The sequence below is a fragment of the Caulobacter radicis genome (genome assembly GCF_003094615.1).
In the GTDB taxonomy this organism is placed as follows: domain Bacteria; phylum Pseudomonadota; class Alphaproteobacteria; order Caulobacterales; family Caulobacteraceae; genus Caulobacter; species Caulobacter radicis.
In genome coordinates this window covers 136,465-151,321 of record NZ_QDKO01000021.1, presented here as the reverse complement: position 1 = coordinate 151,321, position 14,857 = coordinate 136,465, and the positions used below count along the sequence as shown (strand labels likewise).

At 68.3% G+C, this 14,857-nt stretch carries 15 protein-coding genes; 8 read left to right on the top strand and 7 right to left on the bottom strand.

Annotated features, from left to right (window positions below; genetic code table 11):
* Positions 1 to 172: 172 nt before the first annotated feature.
* Positions 173 to 1,342 carry a ribonuclease D gene (gene rnd / locus DDF62_RS13800; RefSeq protein WP_116489633.1) on the bottom strand — a complete coding sequence of 390 codons (1,170 nt, stop codon included), beginning with the start codon at positions 1,340 to 1,342 and terminating at the stop codon, positions 173 to 175.
* A 125-nt stretch (positions 1,343 to 1,467) separates the two neighbouring features.
* Between rnd and purM the strand changes: the two genes are divergently transcribed.
* The 3 genes from purM to DDF62_RS13785 all read left to right on the top strand — a co-directional run bounded on the left by purM (position 1,468) and on the right by DDF62_RS13785 (position 3,635).
* A complete protein-coding gene (purM, locus tag DDF62_RS13795; RefSeq protein ID WP_116489667.1) occupies positions 1,468 to 2,505 on the top strand; it encodes a phosphoribosylformylglycinamidine cyclo-ligase in 1,038 nt (345 codons plus the stop codon).
* 120 nt (positions 2,506 to 2,625) lie between these two features.
* Complete coding sequence (purN, locus tag DDF62_RS13790; protein WP_116489632.1) at positions 2,626 to 3,207, top strand: phosphoribosylglycinamide formyltransferase; 582 nt, start codon at positions 2,626 to 2,628, stop codon at positions 3,205 to 3,207.
* Positions 3,208 to 3,335: 128 nt separating this feature from the next.
* Positions 3,336 to 3,635 carry a GIY-YIG nuclease family protein gene (locus DDF62_RS13785; protein ID WP_208866863.1) on the top strand — a complete coding sequence of 100 codons (300 nt, stop codon included), beginning with the start codon at positions 3,336 to 3,338 and terminating at the stop codon, positions 3,633 to 3,635.
* Between the two features lie 247 nt (positions 3,636 to 3,882).
* Here the strand turns inward: DDF62_RS13785 and ndk are convergent, their stop codons facing one another.
* The gene (ndk, locus tag DDF62_RS13780) at positions 3,883 to 4,302 is read right to left on the bottom strand and encodes a nucleoside-diphosphate kinase (RefSeq protein ID WP_058350417.1); all 420 of its coding nucleotides are present in this window, start codon (positions 4,300 to 4,302) and stop codon (positions 3,883 to 3,885) included.
* An 89-nt stretch (positions 4,303 to 4,391) separates the two neighbouring features.
* Here ndk and DDF62_RS13775 point away from each other — a divergent pair, with 89 nt between their 5' ends.
* The gene (locus tag DDF62_RS13775) at positions 4,392 to 6,266 is read left to right on the top strand and encodes an ABC-F family ATP-binding cassette domain-containing protein (protein ID WP_116489631.1); all 1,875 of its coding nucleotides are present in this window, start codon (positions 4,392 to 4,394) and stop codon (positions 6,264 to 6,266) included.
* A 78-nt stretch (positions 6,267 to 6,344) separates the two neighbouring features.
* Positions 6,345 to 6,755, top strand: coding sequence for a hypothetical protein (locus tag DDF62_RS13770; protein ID WP_116489630.1), 411 nt, complete (start codon positions 6,345 to 6,347; stop codon positions 6,753 to 6,755).
* Here the strand turns inward: DDF62_RS13770 and DDF62_RS13765 are convergent.
* Positions 6,752 to 7,081: a hypothetical protein gene (locus DDF62_RS13765; RefSeq protein ID WP_116489629.1), complete on the bottom strand. Its 330-nt coding sequence runs from the start codon at positions 7,079 to 7,081 to the stop codon at positions 6,752 to 6,754. The two genes, DDF62_RS13770 and DDF62_RS13765, sit on opposite strands and share 4 nt — an antisense overlap.
* Positions 7,082 to 8,030: 949 nt before the next feature.
* Positions 8,031 to 9,737 (bottom strand): cellulase family glycosylhydrolase, encoded by a 1,707-nt coding sequence (locus DDF62_RS13760; protein ID WP_116489628.1) that lies wholly within the window; start codon positions 9,735 to 9,737, stop codon positions 8,031 to 8,033.
* A 167-nt stretch (positions 9,738 to 9,904) separates the two neighbouring features.
* Between DDF62_RS13760 and DDF62_RS26670 the strand changes: the two genes are divergently transcribed.
* Entirely contained in the window at positions 9,905 to 10,027 is a 123-nt protein-coding gene (locus DDF62_RS26670; RefSeq protein WP_425267052.1) for a hypothetical protein, read from the top strand.
* Positions 10,028 to 10,074: 47 nt separating this feature from the next.
* Here DDF62_RS26670 and DDF62_RS13755 read toward each other — a convergent pair whose 3' ends face one another.
* The 3 genes from DDF62_RS13755 to DDF62_RS13745 are packed head-to-tail and all read right to left on the bottom strand — an operon-like array spanning position 10,075 to position 12,358.
* A complete protein-coding gene (locus DDF62_RS13755) occupies positions 10,075 to 10,413 on the bottom strand; it encodes a peptidase inhibitor I78 (protein WP_165832250.1) in 339 nt (112 codons plus the stop codon).
* On the bottom strand, positions 10,410 to 10,868 hold the full coding sequence (locus DDF62_RS13750) for a DNA polymerase III subunit chi (protein WP_116489626.1): 459 nt from the start codon (positions 10,866 to 10,868) through the stop codon (positions 10,410 to 10,412). Before DDF62_RS13750 ends, DDF62_RS13755 begins: the two co-directional genes overlap by 4 nt.
* An 8-nt stretch (positions 10,869 to 10,876) precedes the next feature.
* A complete protein-coding gene (locus DDF62_RS13745) occupies positions 10,877 to 12,358 on the bottom strand; it encodes a leucyl aminopeptidase (RefSeq protein WP_116489625.1) in 1,482 nt (493 codons plus the stop codon).
* Between the two features lie 251 nt (positions 12,359 to 12,609).
* Between DDF62_RS13745 and lptF the strand changes: the two genes are divergently transcribed.
* Both lptF and lptG read left to right on the top strand, forming a co-directional pair.
* Positions 12,610 to 13,749, top strand: a complete 1,140-nt coding sequence (gene lptF / locus DDF62_RS13740) for an LPS export ABC transporter permease LptF (protein WP_116489624.1) — start codon at positions 12,610 to 12,612, stop codon at positions 13,747 to 13,749.
* Between the two features lie 11 nt (positions 13,750 to 13,760).
* The gene (lptG, locus tag DDF62_RS13735; RefSeq protein ID WP_425267051.1) at positions 13,761 to 14,852 is read left to right on the top strand and encodes an LPS export ABC transporter permease LptG; all 1,092 of its coding nucleotides are present in this window, start codon (positions 13,761 to 13,763) and stop codon (positions 14,850 to 14,852) included.
* Positions 14,853 to 14,857 lie beyond the last annotated feature (5 nt).

Here is a 14,857-nt window from a genome sequence, read left to right as displayed (position 1 = left end):
CAGCCGACTGCCCCCGCGACGCTTATAGCGCCCGGAGGTCAACAATCGTTTTTCAAAGCATGTCGGCCATGAGGCAGCTGTGCCGTCTTGCACAAAGACGTCGCTTGCGACTTCGCGCCGGAGACGCCGGCGGCGCAACCCTCTTTTGAGTCGCGCCGCCGACAGGTCTCGATCAGGCCGGACGCGGGGTCCGGCGGACTTCCACGACGCGGACCTTGACCCCGTCGAGCACCAGGGCCAGTTCGCCCCGCTTGATCTTCAGGGCGTCGCTGCCGAAGGCCTCGCGACGCCAGCCCTGCAGGGCGGGCGTATCGGCCTCGTCGTCGGCGGCGATCTTTTCCAGGTCCGAGACCGTGGCGATCAGCTTGGAGGCCACGCCGGCTTCTTCGGCGCGGGCCTTGAGCAGCACCTTCAGCAGCTCGACCACGGCGCCGGCGGAAGGCGGCGGCGGCGGGCCGGGCTTGTCGACCACGGGGGCGTAGCCCTCGGGATCGGCCAGGGCGGCCTTGATCGCGGCGATCAGGTCGGGACCGAACTTGCTGCCGCCGAAGCCCTTGGGCACGCCGCGCAGGGTGTTGAGCCCCTCCAGCGAGGTCGGGGCCTGGGTGGCCAGCTCGTCGATGGCCTCGTCCTTGAGGATGCGGCCGCGCGGCTGGTCGCGCTGCTGGGCGGTGCGCTCGCGCCAGGCCGAGACCGACTTGAAGACCGCCAGGTACTTGGCTTGCGTCTTGCGCGGGCGCAGGCGGCGCCAGGCCTTTTCCGGATCGACGTCATAGGCGGCCGGATCGCTGAGCGCCTTCATCTCCTCCTCGACCCAGGCCAGGCGGCCTGATTCTTCGAGGCGATCGCGCAACACCGGGAACAGGCGCGCCAGGTGCGTCACGTCGGCCAGGGCGTAGGCCAGCTGGGCGTCGGTCAGCGGGCGGCGGGCCCAGTCGGTGAAGCGGCTCGACTTGTCGATCTCGATCTTCAGCATCTGACGCACGAGGGCGTCATAGGCGATCTGCTCGCCGAAACCCGCGGCCATGCCGGCCACCTGGGTATCGAACAGAGGCGTCGGCATCGCTTTGAGATTATTGAAGATCTCGACGTCCTGACGCGCGGCGTGGAACACCTTCAAGAGGGTCTCGTCGCGCATCAACTCAAGCAGCGGCTCAAGGTCGAGGCCCTCCGCCAGCGGATCGATCACCGCGTCGGAAACGGGCGAAGCGACCTGGATCAGGCAGAGCTTTGGCCAATAGGTGGTCTCGCGCATGAACTCGGTGTCCACGGCGATGAAGGGCTGCCCCTTCAAACCATTACAGAACTCCGCCAGCGCGGCGGTGGTGGTGATCGGCGTCATCGGCTGCTAATAGCCTCGCGCACCCCCGAGTCTGCAAGCGTCAAGCGTTGCGGAGCAGCCACTTTTCTGACCCAAAGCGCCCGAGACGGGCTGCGAAGGGCCTGGAACCACAGATGAGCGACCCGATGAGCGATCCGAAGACCGACCAAGCCGGCGGCCTGACCTACGCCCAGGCGGGCGTCGACATCGATGCCGGCAACGCCCTCGTCGACGCGATCAAGCCGCTGGCCAAGGCGACTCGCCGTCCGGGCGCGGAAGCCAGCCTCGGCGGTTTCGGCGCGCTGTTCGACCTCAAGGCCGCCGGCTACGAGGACGCCCTGCTGGTGACCACCACCGACGGGGTCGGCACCAAGCTGCGCATCGCCATCGACGCGGGGATGCACGCCACGGTGGGCATCGATCTCGTCGCCATGTGCGTCAACGACCTGCTGGCGCAGGGCGCCGAGCCGCTGATGTTCCTGGACTACTTCGCCACCGGCAAGCTGGACGTCGAGACCGCCAAGAGCGTCGTCGCCGGCATCGCCGAGGGCTGCAAGCTGGCCGGCGCGGCCCTGGTCGGCGGCGAGACCGCCGAGATGCCAGGCATGTACGGCGACGGCGAATACGACCTGGCCGGCTTCTCGGTCGGCGCGGTCGAGCGCGACGGCGTCCTGCCCAAGCTGGACAAGCAGCGCGCCGGCGACGTGATCATCGGCATCGGCTCGTCGGGCCCGCACTCGAACGGCTATTCGCTGGTGCGCCGCGTGGTCGAGCGCTCGGGCCTGGCCTGGGACGCCACCTGCCCGTTCGAGGAAGGCAAGACCCTGGCCGAGGCCCTGATGGCCCCGACCCGCATCTATGTGAAGTCGATCCTGCCCCTGCTTCAGTCGGGTCGGGTCAAGGGCGGCGCCCACATCACCGGCGGCGGCCTGATCGAGAACCCGCCGCGCTGCATCGCCGAAGGCCTGGTCCCCGAGTTCGACTGGAACGCCTGGGCCCTGCCGCCCGTGTTCGAATGGCTGCAGGAAGTCGGCCAGATCGACGCCCATGAACTGCGCCGCACCTTCAACTGCGGCGTCGGCTTCATCCTGATCGTCGCCCAGTCGGACGTCGAGCCGGTGCTCGCCGCCCTGCTGAACGCCGGCGAAGACGCCTTTGTCTGCGGCCAGCTGGCCAAGGCCTGATCGGCTGAGTGAAATCCTCGTCCTTCGACAAGCTCAGGATGAGGATTTCAGTTCAAGCGCCTCAGTAGCCCTCATCCTGAGCCCGCCGAAGGACGAGGGCGGTTCCACGAAAGCCGCCGCGTGACCACCAGAACAAAAGTCGCCGCCCTGATCTCGGGCCGGGGCTCCAACATGGAAGCCCTGGTCCGCGCCGCCCAGGACCCGGCCTGCCCGTTCGAGATCGCCCTCGTCCTGGCCAACAAGGCCGACGCCGGCGGCCTGGCGACGGCGGAAGCGGCCGGAATCGAGGCCCTGTGCGTGCCGAGCAAGCCGTTCGGCAAGGACCGCGAGGCCCATGAGCGCGCGGTCGACGGCACCTTACGCGAACGCGGGATCCAGGTCATCGCCCTGGCCGGCTACATGCGGATCCTCACCCCGTTCCTGGTCGACGCCTGGGAAGGCCGGATGCTGAACATCCACCCCTCCCTGCTGCCCAAGTATCCGGGCCTGGACACCCACGCCCGCGCCATCGCGGCGGGCGAGGCCGAAGCCGGCTGCACCGTGCACCTGGTCACGGCCGGCGTCGACGAAGGCCCGATCCTGGGCCAGGCCCGCGTGACGATCGAGCCCGGCGACGACGATCATGCGCTGGCGGCTCGGGTGCTGGTGGAAGAGCACAAGCTCTATCCGGCGGTGCTGGCGGACTTCGTGCGGGGGCTCTGAGGCCCGTTTTCGCCTACTCCCATTCGCCTTCCTCGCCCTCGTGGCGAGGAAGGCGAGCTTGTTGGGAAACCGGAAAACACCGACTTTTCCAGTGGCGCTTTTCCCCGGCGCAACTTCACGCTCACCGCATGCAGAGCGAAGAGCGCTACATCGCCGTCTACATCATGGCCAACGAGCGCCTGAAGACGCTCTACATCGGCGCGACGGGGTATCTGAACCGGAGGGCCTGGGAGCATCGCGAGGGCCTGATCCCGGGCTTCACCAAGAAGTACGGCCTGACGCGACTGGTCTGGTACGAGCCGCACGACGACATGGCCACGGCGTTTCAGCGTGAGCGGTCGCTGAAGCGCTGGCCTCGGCAGTGGAAGATCAACCTGATCGAGCGGACGAATCCGTTCTGGGAGGATCTGTATCCGGGGCTGGGCTAGCCGCTTAGCCCGGTACCCAATTCCGCCTTCCTCGCCCTTGTGGCGAGGATCCATGCCGGAGCGTTCTCAGACCTCGGCTGTTGGAGCTCGACGGCCAGTGCATGTCCTGAACTATCTGGGCAAGCGGACACATGGGTCCTCGCCACAAGGGCGAGGAAGGCGAAGAGAGGGAAGCAAAACCCTCAGAAAACAAAAAGGCCGGCGGGTCGCCCCGCCGGCCTTTTCGCTAGCCTAAAGCCCGGAAGCCTTAGCCGACGATGTCGGCGTCGGTGAAGAACTGGGCGATTTCGATGCCGGCGTTCTCGAGGCTGTCCGAACCGTGGACCGAGTTTTCGCCGATCGACAGGGCGAACAGCTTGCGGATGGTGCCTTCGGCGGCGTTGTCCGGGTTCGTGGCGCCCATGACTTCGCGGTACTTGGCCACGGCGCCTTCGGCTTCCAGGACCTGCACGACGACCGGCTCGGCGGTCATCTGGGCGACGAGTTCACCGTAGAACGGGCGCTCGGCGTGGACTTCATAGAACTTCTTGGCCTGTGCTTCGGTCAGGTGGACGCGGCGCTGGGCGACGATGCGCAGACCAGCTTCCTCGATCACGGCGTTGATCTTGCCGGTGATGTTGCGGCGGGTCGCGTCGGGCTTCAGGATCGAGAAGGTACGTTCGGTCATTCCGAAAATCTCACAGAGAAAGTTTGTGAATTGGGAGGTTGCGGGCTTATAGCCGGGCGCCTCCTCCCCGCCAACCCCGCGTCCCCAACATGCTTCAGATCAACGACCTTACTTTCGACGCCTGGGGACGCCGGTTCTTCGAAAAGGCGACCGTCAGCCTGCCGCCGGGCGCCAAGGTCGGCCTGATCGGCCGCAACGGCGTGGGCAAGTCGACGCTGTTCAAGCTGATCCTGGGCCACCTGGTCGCCGCCGGCGACGAGATCAGCCTGCCCAAGAACGCCCGTATCGGCTCGGTCGACCAGGAGCACCCGGCGACGCCCGTCTCGCTGCTCGACACCGTGCTGGAGGCCGACGAGGAGCGCCACGCCCTGCTGACCCGCCTGGAGACCGCCGATCCGGAGGAGATGGGCGAGATCTGGGGCCGGCTGATCGAGATCGACGCCGACTCGGCCCCGGCCCGGGCTTCTGAAATCCTGGCGGGCCTGGGCTTCTCCCAGGACGACCTTGCGCGGCCGATGAGCGAATTCTCGGGCGGCTGGCGGATGCGCGTGGCCCTGGCCGCTGCGTTGTTCGCCGAGCCCGACATGCTGCTGCTCGACGAACCGACCAACTATCTCGACCTGGAAGGCGCCCTCTGGCTGGAAGCGCGGCTGAAGAAGTATCCGCACACCGCCCTGATCGTCAGCCACGACCGCGAGCTGCTCAACAACAGCTGCACGCACATGCTGCACCTGGCCGGCGGCAAGCTGGAGCTCTACACCGGCGGCTACGACGACTTCGAGAAGCGCCGCGCCGAGAAGGCCCGCCTGCAACTGTCGGCCAAGGCCAAGCAGGACGCCGAACGCGCCCACCTGCAGGCCTTCGTCGACCGCTTCAAGGCCAAGGCCTCCAAGGCCGCCCAGGCCCAGTCCCGCATGAAGCGCCTGGCCAAGATGGAGCCGGTGGCGACCACCATCGAAGAGCGCGTCGCGCCCTTCACCCTGCCCTCGCCGCCCAAGCCGCTGGCCCCGCCGCTGATCCGGCTGGAAAAGGCCGACGTCGGCTATGAGAGCGGTCGCGCGATCCTGAAGAACCTCAACCTGCGCATGGACCTGGACGACCGCATCGGTCTCCTGGGCGTCAACGGCGCGGGCAAGTCGACCTTCGCCAAGATGATCGCCGGCGCGCTGGACATCCAGAAAGGCGACCTGCACCGCGACAAGAAGATGAAGGTCGGCTGGTTCCACCAGCACCAGATCGAGGCGATGGATCCCAAGGACACGCCGCTGGAGATCGTCCGCCGGGCCATGCCCGACGCCAGCGAATCCTCGCGCCGCTCGCGCCTGGCGCAATGGGGCCTGAACTTCGACAAGCAGGACACCACGGTGGCCAACCTGTCGGGCGGCGAGCGCGCCCGCCTGCTGCTGAACCTGGTGGCCATGGACGCCCCGCACGTCCTGATCCTGGACGAACCGACCAACCACCTCGACATCGACAGCCGCCGGGCCCTGCTCGACGCCCTGAACGACTACGAGGGCGCGGTGCTGCTGATCACCCACGATCGCTCGCTGATGGAGCTGGTGGCCGACCGCCTGTGGCTGGCGGCCGACGGCAAGGTCGTGCCGTTCGACGGCGACATGGACGACTACGCCAAGTTCGTGCTCGAGCGCGCCAAGCAGGCGGTGAAGCCGACGCAGGTGGCGCGCGAGCCGGCCAAGACGGAGGCCGCTTCCCCGGCCGCTCCCAAGAAGGTCGCCGTCGAGCCGCTGCGCCGCAAGGTCGAGGCGGCCGAGCAGGTGATGAACCGCAAGACCCGGGACCTGGCCGAGCTGGAAGCCCAGCTGGCCGATCCGCAGCTCTATGTGAAGACGCCCGCCAAGGTTCCGGAACTGGAAAAGCGCCGCGACAACGCCAAGGCCAAGCTCGACGAGGCCGAGGCCGCCTGGATGGAGCTGGCCGAACAGCTGGCCGAGGCCGAGGGCTAGGTCCGCAACTCTCGGTAAACGCCGGTAAACCAAGAGCTTTAGCCGTTCCGACAGACCTTGGGGCGTATCCATGCGGTCATGACCGCAGCCCTTTCCAGCCGCAACCACGTCGTCGCCAACCCCGAAGGGTTGTCGGCCGCCGCCGTGCTGGAAGCCTTCGCGACCTGGCTCGACCAGCGCCTGGCCGAGGCCACGCGGCTGGAGATGGACCTGGCCTTCCGCGACCGCCCGTTCGACGTCGAGATCGGTCGCGTCCCGGCCCTGGTCGGCTGGGAGCATCGCTATCTCGCCCCGGGCGCCGCGGCCCCCAAGGGCAAGATGTGGACGGTCTATCGCCTGCACGACCAGACCGGCCGCCCCAGCGAACTGGCCACGGCCCGCGCCCAGGCCGACAAGCTGGAAGACCTGACGCCGCTGCTGGGCGAACTGGGCTATCTGGGCGTCTTCGACGGCGAGGCGGCGATGTTCCCGGGCCTGGGCAAGCGCTAGGGTCTCTTGCGCATCGCTTCCTCCGCCTCGTACGCCTTGAGCGCCTTGGCGATGCCAGGCCAAGCCGGCGATCGATCACGCTGAAATTCGTATTGCATGTCGCGAACAGCCGTCCAGCAGCGGATGCCTTCGTTCGTGTGCTCGCGAAAGTTGGCCACCTCCTCGGCCGGGGCCCTGAGCGCCACCTGTTCGACCTGCCGCTGCATCCGCTGGAGGAAGGCGATATTGTCGTCGCAGGCCGCGATCATCCGCTGCCGAGCGTCACTGAGGGGCTTACCGTTCGGGGCGCGGCGCAGGCGGGTGCGCGGGGGTTTGGACTTGGGCATGGGGTGTCTCCGCTTTGATCCTTCTCCCCTTGCGGGAGAAGGTGTCGCCAAGGGCGACGGATGAGGCATCGCGCGGACGGTTCTGGGAGACCCTTCACCCGACCTCGCTTCGCGAGGCCACCCTCTCCCGCAGGGGGAGAGGGACATGGATAGGCGATCTCCCGTGGACATCCACGAAAGCTGGTGGGGAGGCGCGGAGCGGCCGGGCGGAGCCCGGAGACCGTGGGTTTGTTTAGCGTTTCGGCTTCGTCGACCGCTCCGCCGCGTCGTTATTCCGAAGGGCCGGAGGCGCGGGTGCTGTTTCAACCCTGGACCCGGCTGTCCCACGGACGGGCAGGACCAATAGCCCCGCGGTAATCCGGCGGCGGCCTCGGCTGATCCTGTTAGGCCGGTTTGAACGATCCCGGCCCTGTCGACCCGCTCGTTACGCCATGGACGGCTTGGCGGCCCATTCACGCCTTCTGAGCGCTCCTGCAAACCCGCCCTTCCCATGACGCTCCGAGCGGCCCCGCTCGATGCGGTCCTCGCCACGCTTGGGCCGGTACCAAGAGCCCTCCCCATGGCGGGGACGGGCTTGATTATGACCCAGGGCTGGGCGCGTCTGATAAGTTTGGCTGAGAAAGTTGCAAGGGATTGGATTGGTTCAAGAATTTTCGGCCAACGCCGGGGATCCACGCTGCTCTATCCCCGTCCGGCTCTCTTCTCCCTTCCCCCTCGATGGGGGAAGGGCCGGGGTTGGGGGTGGCTGCGGCGGTCGGTCTCGATGCGGCCTTGCGGGCTGAACGGCCGCATCACCCCCATCCCAACCCTTCCCCCATCGAGGGGGAAGGGCTTTAGCGAGTGGAAAGGCGATGGAAACCGGCCAGCGTCTCAGCAGCTGAGAACGTCCCCCCTCCGTCGCCTTTGGCGACACCTCCCCCAGAGGGGGAGGATCTGGATCGGCGGACCTCTATGGGAGAGCGTTCAGGATCACCGACACCGCCTCCGCCGCGCCATCCGACGTCAGCACCAGCACGTTGGTCCCCGCCAGGAGGGTCACCGTTCCGCCCGAGGTCACGCCGGCGTCGCCGTTGGCCGACACCGTCATCGGCCCCTGCCCCTGGATCCGCACCGCATAGGTCCCGGCCCGGTCGGCGGTCACCGTGTAGCGCAGCCACTCGCCGGCGGTGAAGTCGGTGACGCGCTTGCCGTCGGGGGCGATGTCGACGCCGTCGTTGCGGTACGCGCGGCCGTTGTTCCAGAGCGTGCGTTCGCCGCCGGTGGCGACGTGGTAGTTGGCGGCGTCCTGGTCCCAGTAGGCCTTGCCGATGGGGCCAAGGTCGTAGTCGACGGCGGCGATGCTCGCGCCCTTGGCGGTGATCCGGTGCGGCCTGAACGGCCGGACGGAGTCGTCGTGCGGCTGGCGCAGCATGGCGTCGATCACGTCGGGATGGGGCGTGTTGTTCTCGAAGCGAACGTCGTGCGAGGCCAGCTTCATCAGCACCGCATAGGCCTTGTCGGCCAAGACGGGCGTCCTGGCCTCGCCCGTCAGCGTGGCGGCCACGGCGTCGTAGTCGGGGCCGACCTCGACCTGTAGCGGCTGGTTGAAGCCGATCTTCTTCAGCGGCCAGAAGGCCCAGCCGACGCCATGGCTCTCGACGAGGCGTATGGCGTCGGCGAACCAGACGTTGGAGTTCTCGCCCGACTCGCCCAGCCACACCGGCAGGCCGGTCTGCTCGCGCAGCTTCAGGAAGGGCTCGAGCGCGGCCTCGTCGTTGCGGTTCCAATACTTGTGGAACGACAGGGCCATGTTGCCGTCCCAGGGCTTGCCCATGCCCTTGTAGTTGTTGCCCCAGCAGTTGCCCTCGATGATCACCAGGTGGCGCTGGTCGACCTCGCGGATGGCCGCGGTGACGCGGCGCTGGAAATCCCAGAGCAGCGCCTGTTCCTCGTCGCCGCAGCCGTTCTTCGTCGCCGGCTTGTCGAAGTCCCAGTTGGGCTCGTTGAGCACGTCGTAGGCGGCGATGGCCGGCTCGTCCTTGTAGCGGTCGGCGAGCTTCTTCCAGAGGGCGATGGTCTTGCGCTGGTTCTCGGGGCTTTCCCACAGCGAGGGCTTCCCTGGATCCCGATCGGCGATGGCCAGGTCATTGCCCTGCCCGCCCGGCGCGGCGTGCAGGTCGAGGATCAGGTGCATGCCGGCGGCCTTGGTCCAGGCCAGCAGGTCGTCGATGCGCCTGAAACCGTCCTCCTTCCAGGTGTCGGCGCCGGGAACGGGTTCCTGGTCGGCCGGCAGGGTCAGCAGGGCGTAGTGCATCGGCAGGCGCACCGAGTTGAAGCCGGCGGCGGCCATGTAGTCGATGTCGGCCTTGGTGGTGTGGTTGTCGAGCCAGGCAGTGTGGATCGCCGCTTCGCGCTCGGCGCCGACCAGGGCGGCGATCTTGCCGCGGATGACGTGCTCCTGGCCAAGCTTGGACAGGCGCAGCATGTAGCCCTCCTGCAGCATCCAGCCCCCCAGGCCCATGCCGCGCAGGATCACGGGCGAACCGGTCTCGTCGACGATGCGCCCGTCCTTGGCCTTCAGCCAATGAGGCCCCGGCGACGGCGCGGGACCGGCGGCGAAGGCGGTGGAGACGGCCAGCAGCGAGGCGGCGGCGGCCAGGACGGCGGCGAACTTCATGCTCAAACTCCCCAGGCGCGCGCGGCTGGTTGGGAGCGCCGCGACGTCGCGCGCAGACTTGGCCCGGGGACTTGGATTCTGTCTAGATGGACTCCGCATTTGTCCATGAGGACAAATGGTTAGGAGAAATTCTGCAGGTTGTCGGCGCTAGCTCTTCAAGCTGCCAAATCGCCCGTCATCCCGGCCGTAGCGAAGCGGAGAGCCGGGACCCAGGGGCCGCGCGCAGGGATGCGGCAATCGTCGGAAGCGCGAGTCTTTTCGCCGCGCCCAGTCCCCTGGGTCCCGGATAAGCGCTGCGCGCTTTCCGGGATGACGACCAAGAGAGGAGATGTAGCGGCTAGCCGCACTTCACCTGCTGGACCACGCCGGTGTCCGGATTGAACAGGATGTTCAGGCGGTCGGGGCGGTAGTCCATGGTCACCGGGCAGGTGGTGCAGGCCACGCGCCAGCGCGAGGGATCGACCGGGGCCGGCAGCTGCGTGCGGTTCTTGCCGACGAAGGCCTGCGCGTCCTTCAGGCCGCACTGGTCCTTTTCAGGCTCGGGCGGCTTGGGCAGGGCGATGGCCGGCGGGGCCACCGGGGTTTCGGGCGGCGGCGGCGGCGCGGGTTCGGGCGTGCTGGTCGAGCAGGCCGCCAGGACCATGGTCGCACCCAGAACCATCAGGAGCCGCTTCATGCCTTCTTCTCCCATCCGCGTTCGGCCTGCTGCCAGTAGGACACTGGGTGGCCGGCGGCCTTGAACGCCTTCCAGCGGCCCCGCGCCAGCCGCAGGGCCTCTTCGTCTCGGCCGTCGAACAGCAGGATGCAGCGCGTAAAATCGCTCAGATCCCCCGGCTCGGCGCCGTCGAGCAGGAACAACGCATCGCCGCCGTTCGGGTTGTCGAGGGCGGCGCTGAGCAGCACCGGCTGGCGCTCGGCCAGCGGCTCCTCGGCAAGGCCGTGCGGCAGGAAGCTGTCGTCCCGAAAGGTCCAGAGGTGGGCGTCCAGCGCGTTGAGGCGCGCCGGATCCCCTCCCCTGACCAGAGCCTTCCAGCCGCGCCCCAGGGTCTTTTCCAGCAGCTCGGGCAGCACCTGCTCGGCGCTGCTTCGCTCCAGGTGGTAGAACCAGATCTCGCAGGGCGCGGCCGACATCAGGCGGATCAGCCCTCGTAGGCGTCGGCGACGAGGCGGTTGAGCAGGCGCACGCCGAAGCCCACGGCGCCGTCCGGCACGGTCGGATCGGTCGAGCCCTTGCGCCAAGCGGTCGAGGCGATGTCGAGGTGGGCCCACGGCACGCCGTTGACGAAGCGCTGCAGGAACAGGCCCGCGGTGATCGAGCCGGCCGGGCGGCCGCCGATGTTCTTCATGTCGGCGATCGGGCTTTCGATCTGCTTCTCGTAGGCCTTGGGCAGCGGCAGGCGCCACAGCGGCTCGCGCTCGGCGTCGCCGGCGGCCAGCAGCTTCTCCGACAGGCCGTCGTTGTTGCTGAACAGGCCCGCATAGTCGTTGCCCAGCGAGATGATGATCGCGCCGGTCAGGGTGGCCAGGTCGACCATGAACTTCGGCTTGAAGCGGTCCTGCGTGTACCAGAGGGCGTCGGCCAGAACGAGGCGGCCTTCGGCGTCGGTGTTGATGACCTCGATGGTCTGGCCCGACATCGAGGTGACGACGTCGCCGGGACGCTGGGCGTTACCGTCGGGCATGTTCTCGACGAGGCCCAGCACGCCGATGGCGTTGACCTTGGCCTTGCGGCCGGCCAGGGCGTGCATGACGCCGGCCACGGCGGCCGCGCCGCCCATGTCCCACTTCATGTCTTCCATGCCCTCGGCGGGCTTGATCGAAATGCCGCCGGTGTCGAAGCAGACGCCCTTGCCGACGAAGGCGATCGGCTGGGCCGACTTGTCGGCCGCGCCGTTCCACCTGGCGATGACCAGCTGGCTCTCACGGACGCTGCCCTGGCCGACGCCGAGCAGGCTGCCCATGCCCAGAGCGGCCATTTCCTTCTCGCCGAGGATCTCGACCTCCAGGCCCAGGCTCTCGAGGCCCTTCACGCGGGCGGCGAACTCTTCGGGGTGGAGGATGTTGGCCGGCTCGGAAACCAGGTCGCGGCTGAACAGGATGGCGTCGGCGATCGGCTCCAGGGCGGCGAAGGCCTTCTGGGCCTTGGCCGGGTCGGCCGCGGCGACCTTGACCGTGGCGACCGAGGGCTTCTTCTCGGCCTTCTCGGTGGTGCGGTACTTGTCGAAGCGGTAGGCGGCCAGCTTGACGCCGAAGGCGACGCGGGCGGCGGTCTCGGCGTCGCCGCCGAGCTTGAGCAGCAGCTCGGTGACGCCCGAGGTCTTCACCGCGTTGTAGGCGTGGGCGGCGGCGATCTCGACCGTATCGGGCTCGACGACGCCGGCGCCGTCGACGCCGATCACCACCACGCGGGCGGCGTCGAGGCCGGCCGGGGCGACGATGTCGAGCACCTGGCCCTTGGCGCCGATGAATCGGCCGCCGGCCGCGGCGCGGACGATGGCGCCGCCGGCGGCCTCGTTGACCGCCTTGGCCTCGGGCGAAAGGGCCGCCGCCTCGTAGGCGAGAACCGCGAGAGCGGCGGTGGCGCCGGCCTGGCTGTCGGCGGGGACGAACTCGATACGCATTGAGCGCTCCTCAGGAAGCGGGAGATCCGATCGCGGCGCGGCCTTGAGAAGGCCGCGATCCGACGCGACAGGACGTGAACGCCCGGCATAGTCCATGCCGTCCCTCGCGAAAAGACCGTCGCCGTTCACAGCCCCGTCACGCCGCCCCGCATAATGTCTTCGGTTGTGCCAAGCCGAGCCAGACGTGTAGAACACGCCCACCGCCGGGGTTCGCCGCGCGAATCCGTGAAGCCCCCGAAACCACCCCCTGCATGCGCCTGATCGAACGCTATCTCTTCCGACAGCTGGTCGGGCCGACCATCCTGGCCACCGCGGCCCTGGCGGCGCTGGCGCTGTTGGCGCGCAGCCTTTCGGAATTCGATATCCTGGTCGAGCAACGCCAGACGGCGCTGATCTTCGCCAAGATGATCCTGCTGGCCCTGCCGCAGCTCCTGAACATCATCATGCCGATCGCGCTGTTCGTGGCCGCCCTGGTGGCCCTGAACCGCCTGCACACCGAGCAGGAGATCGTCGTCTGCTTCGCCGGCGGCATGAGCCGCTGGCGGGTGATCTCGCCGGCCATTCGGCTGTCGGTGTTCGCGGCGCTGATCTCGCTGGCGCTGGGCCTCTGGGCGCAGCCGTGGTCGGCGCGGCTGATCCGCGAGACGGCCTTCGACATGAAGACGGACCTGGCCTCGACCCTGGTGCGGCCCGGAGAGTTCACCGAGCCCGGCCCCGGGCTGACGGTCTACGCCCAGACCATCGATCGCGACAACCTGATCAAGAACCTCTTCATCCACCAGGAAAAGCCCAACGGCGGCTCGGTTACCTACACGGCGCGCGAGGGCGTGATCGCCAAGCGCAACGACCTGCCGGTGCTGATCATGCGCAAGGGCTCGAACCAGGAATTCTCCAGCGCCGGCGTGCTGAACTACCTGTCGTTCGAGGAATACGTCTTCGACCTGTCGACCCTGTTCCAGAGCGACGAGCTGCTGCACTACAAGATCGCCGACCGCTATCCGCACGAGCTGTTCTTCCCGGACATGACCCAGGACTGGGAACAGCATAACCGCGTGAAGATGCTGGCCGAGGGCCATTCGCGGCTGTCCAGCCCGCTCTACAACATCGCCATGATGGCCATGGCCCTGGCGGCTGTGATCGGCGGCTCGTTCAGCCGCATGGGCTATGGCAAGCGCATCGCCGCCGTCGGCGCCGCGGCGGCCGTGGTGCGGATCCTCGGCTTCGGCGTGCAGGCCGCCTGCGACGACCAGGCGTGGCTGAACGTCCTGCAATACGCCGTGCCGATCGCCGCCACCTGGTGGGGCCTGGCCCAGATCTTCCGCCAGAAGGTGCAGCGCTACGTGCCGATCGGCGCGAAGGGCGGCCTGCAGCCGCTGGGTGGCCTGTCGTGATCGGCATCGGCATGCTCGAGCGCTACGTGCTGCGCAAGACGCTGGCCTCGCTGGGCGCGGCCCTGGCGGTGCTGGGCGCGCTGGTGATGCTGATCGCCTTCGTCGACATCACCCGCAACGTCGGCACGCGTTCGGAGGACGCGGGCTTTGGCCAGCTGCTGTACCTGACGGTGCTGCAGGCGCCGGCCACCCTGCTGACCCTGACCCCGTTCATCTTCCTGTTCGGCACCCTGGGCGCTTTCGTCGGCCTCAACCGGCGCAGCGAGCTGATCGCCATGCGCGCGGCCGGCGTCTCGGCCTGGCGCTTCATCCTGCCGGCGGCCTTCGCGGCCTTCGCCATGGGCGTGGTCACCGTCACCCTGCTGAACCCGCTGACCTCGGCGATGAGCGCGCGGTTCGAGACCGAGCGCGACGCCCTGCTGGCCGGCTACCTGAAGAACGCCCCCAAGGGCGCCTGGCTGCGCCAGGGCGACGACAAGCGCCAGATCGTCATCCGCGCCCGCATGCGCGACATGGTGGACGGCGCGGTGCGCCTGCGCGGGGTCTCGTTCTTCGTCTACGACGTCAAGCCGGACGGCAGCCTGGTGTTCACTCGCCGCTACGAAGCCGCCGAGGCCCGCCTGGAGCCCGGCTTCTGGCGCCTGACCGGCGTCAGCGAGGCCACGCCCGGGGCCGGCGCCCTGCGCTCGGAAAGCGCCTCGGTGCCGTCGGACCTGGACGAGCGCACCGCCGCCGACCGCTTCAAGAACCCGCAGGCCGTGGCCTTCTGGCGACTGCCCGAGACGATCGCCCGCACCGAGGCGGCCGGTTTCTCGGCGACGCCGTTCAAGATGCGCCTGCAGCAGATGCTGGCCACGCCCCTGCTGTTCGCGGCCATGTCGATCCTGGCGGCGGCCTTTTCGCTGCGCCTGATGCGCCTGGGGGGTCTTGCGGCCCTGGCCGGCTCTGGCGTCGCGCTCGGGTTTGGCTTCTTCTTCTTCAACGAACTTTGCGGCGCGCTCGGCAAGGCCGACGTCCTGGGGCCGATCCTGGCCGCCTGGACCCCTCCGGTCGCGGCGCTTTTGGCGGGGCTGACCCTGCTTTGCTATACCGAGGATGGTTGAGTCTG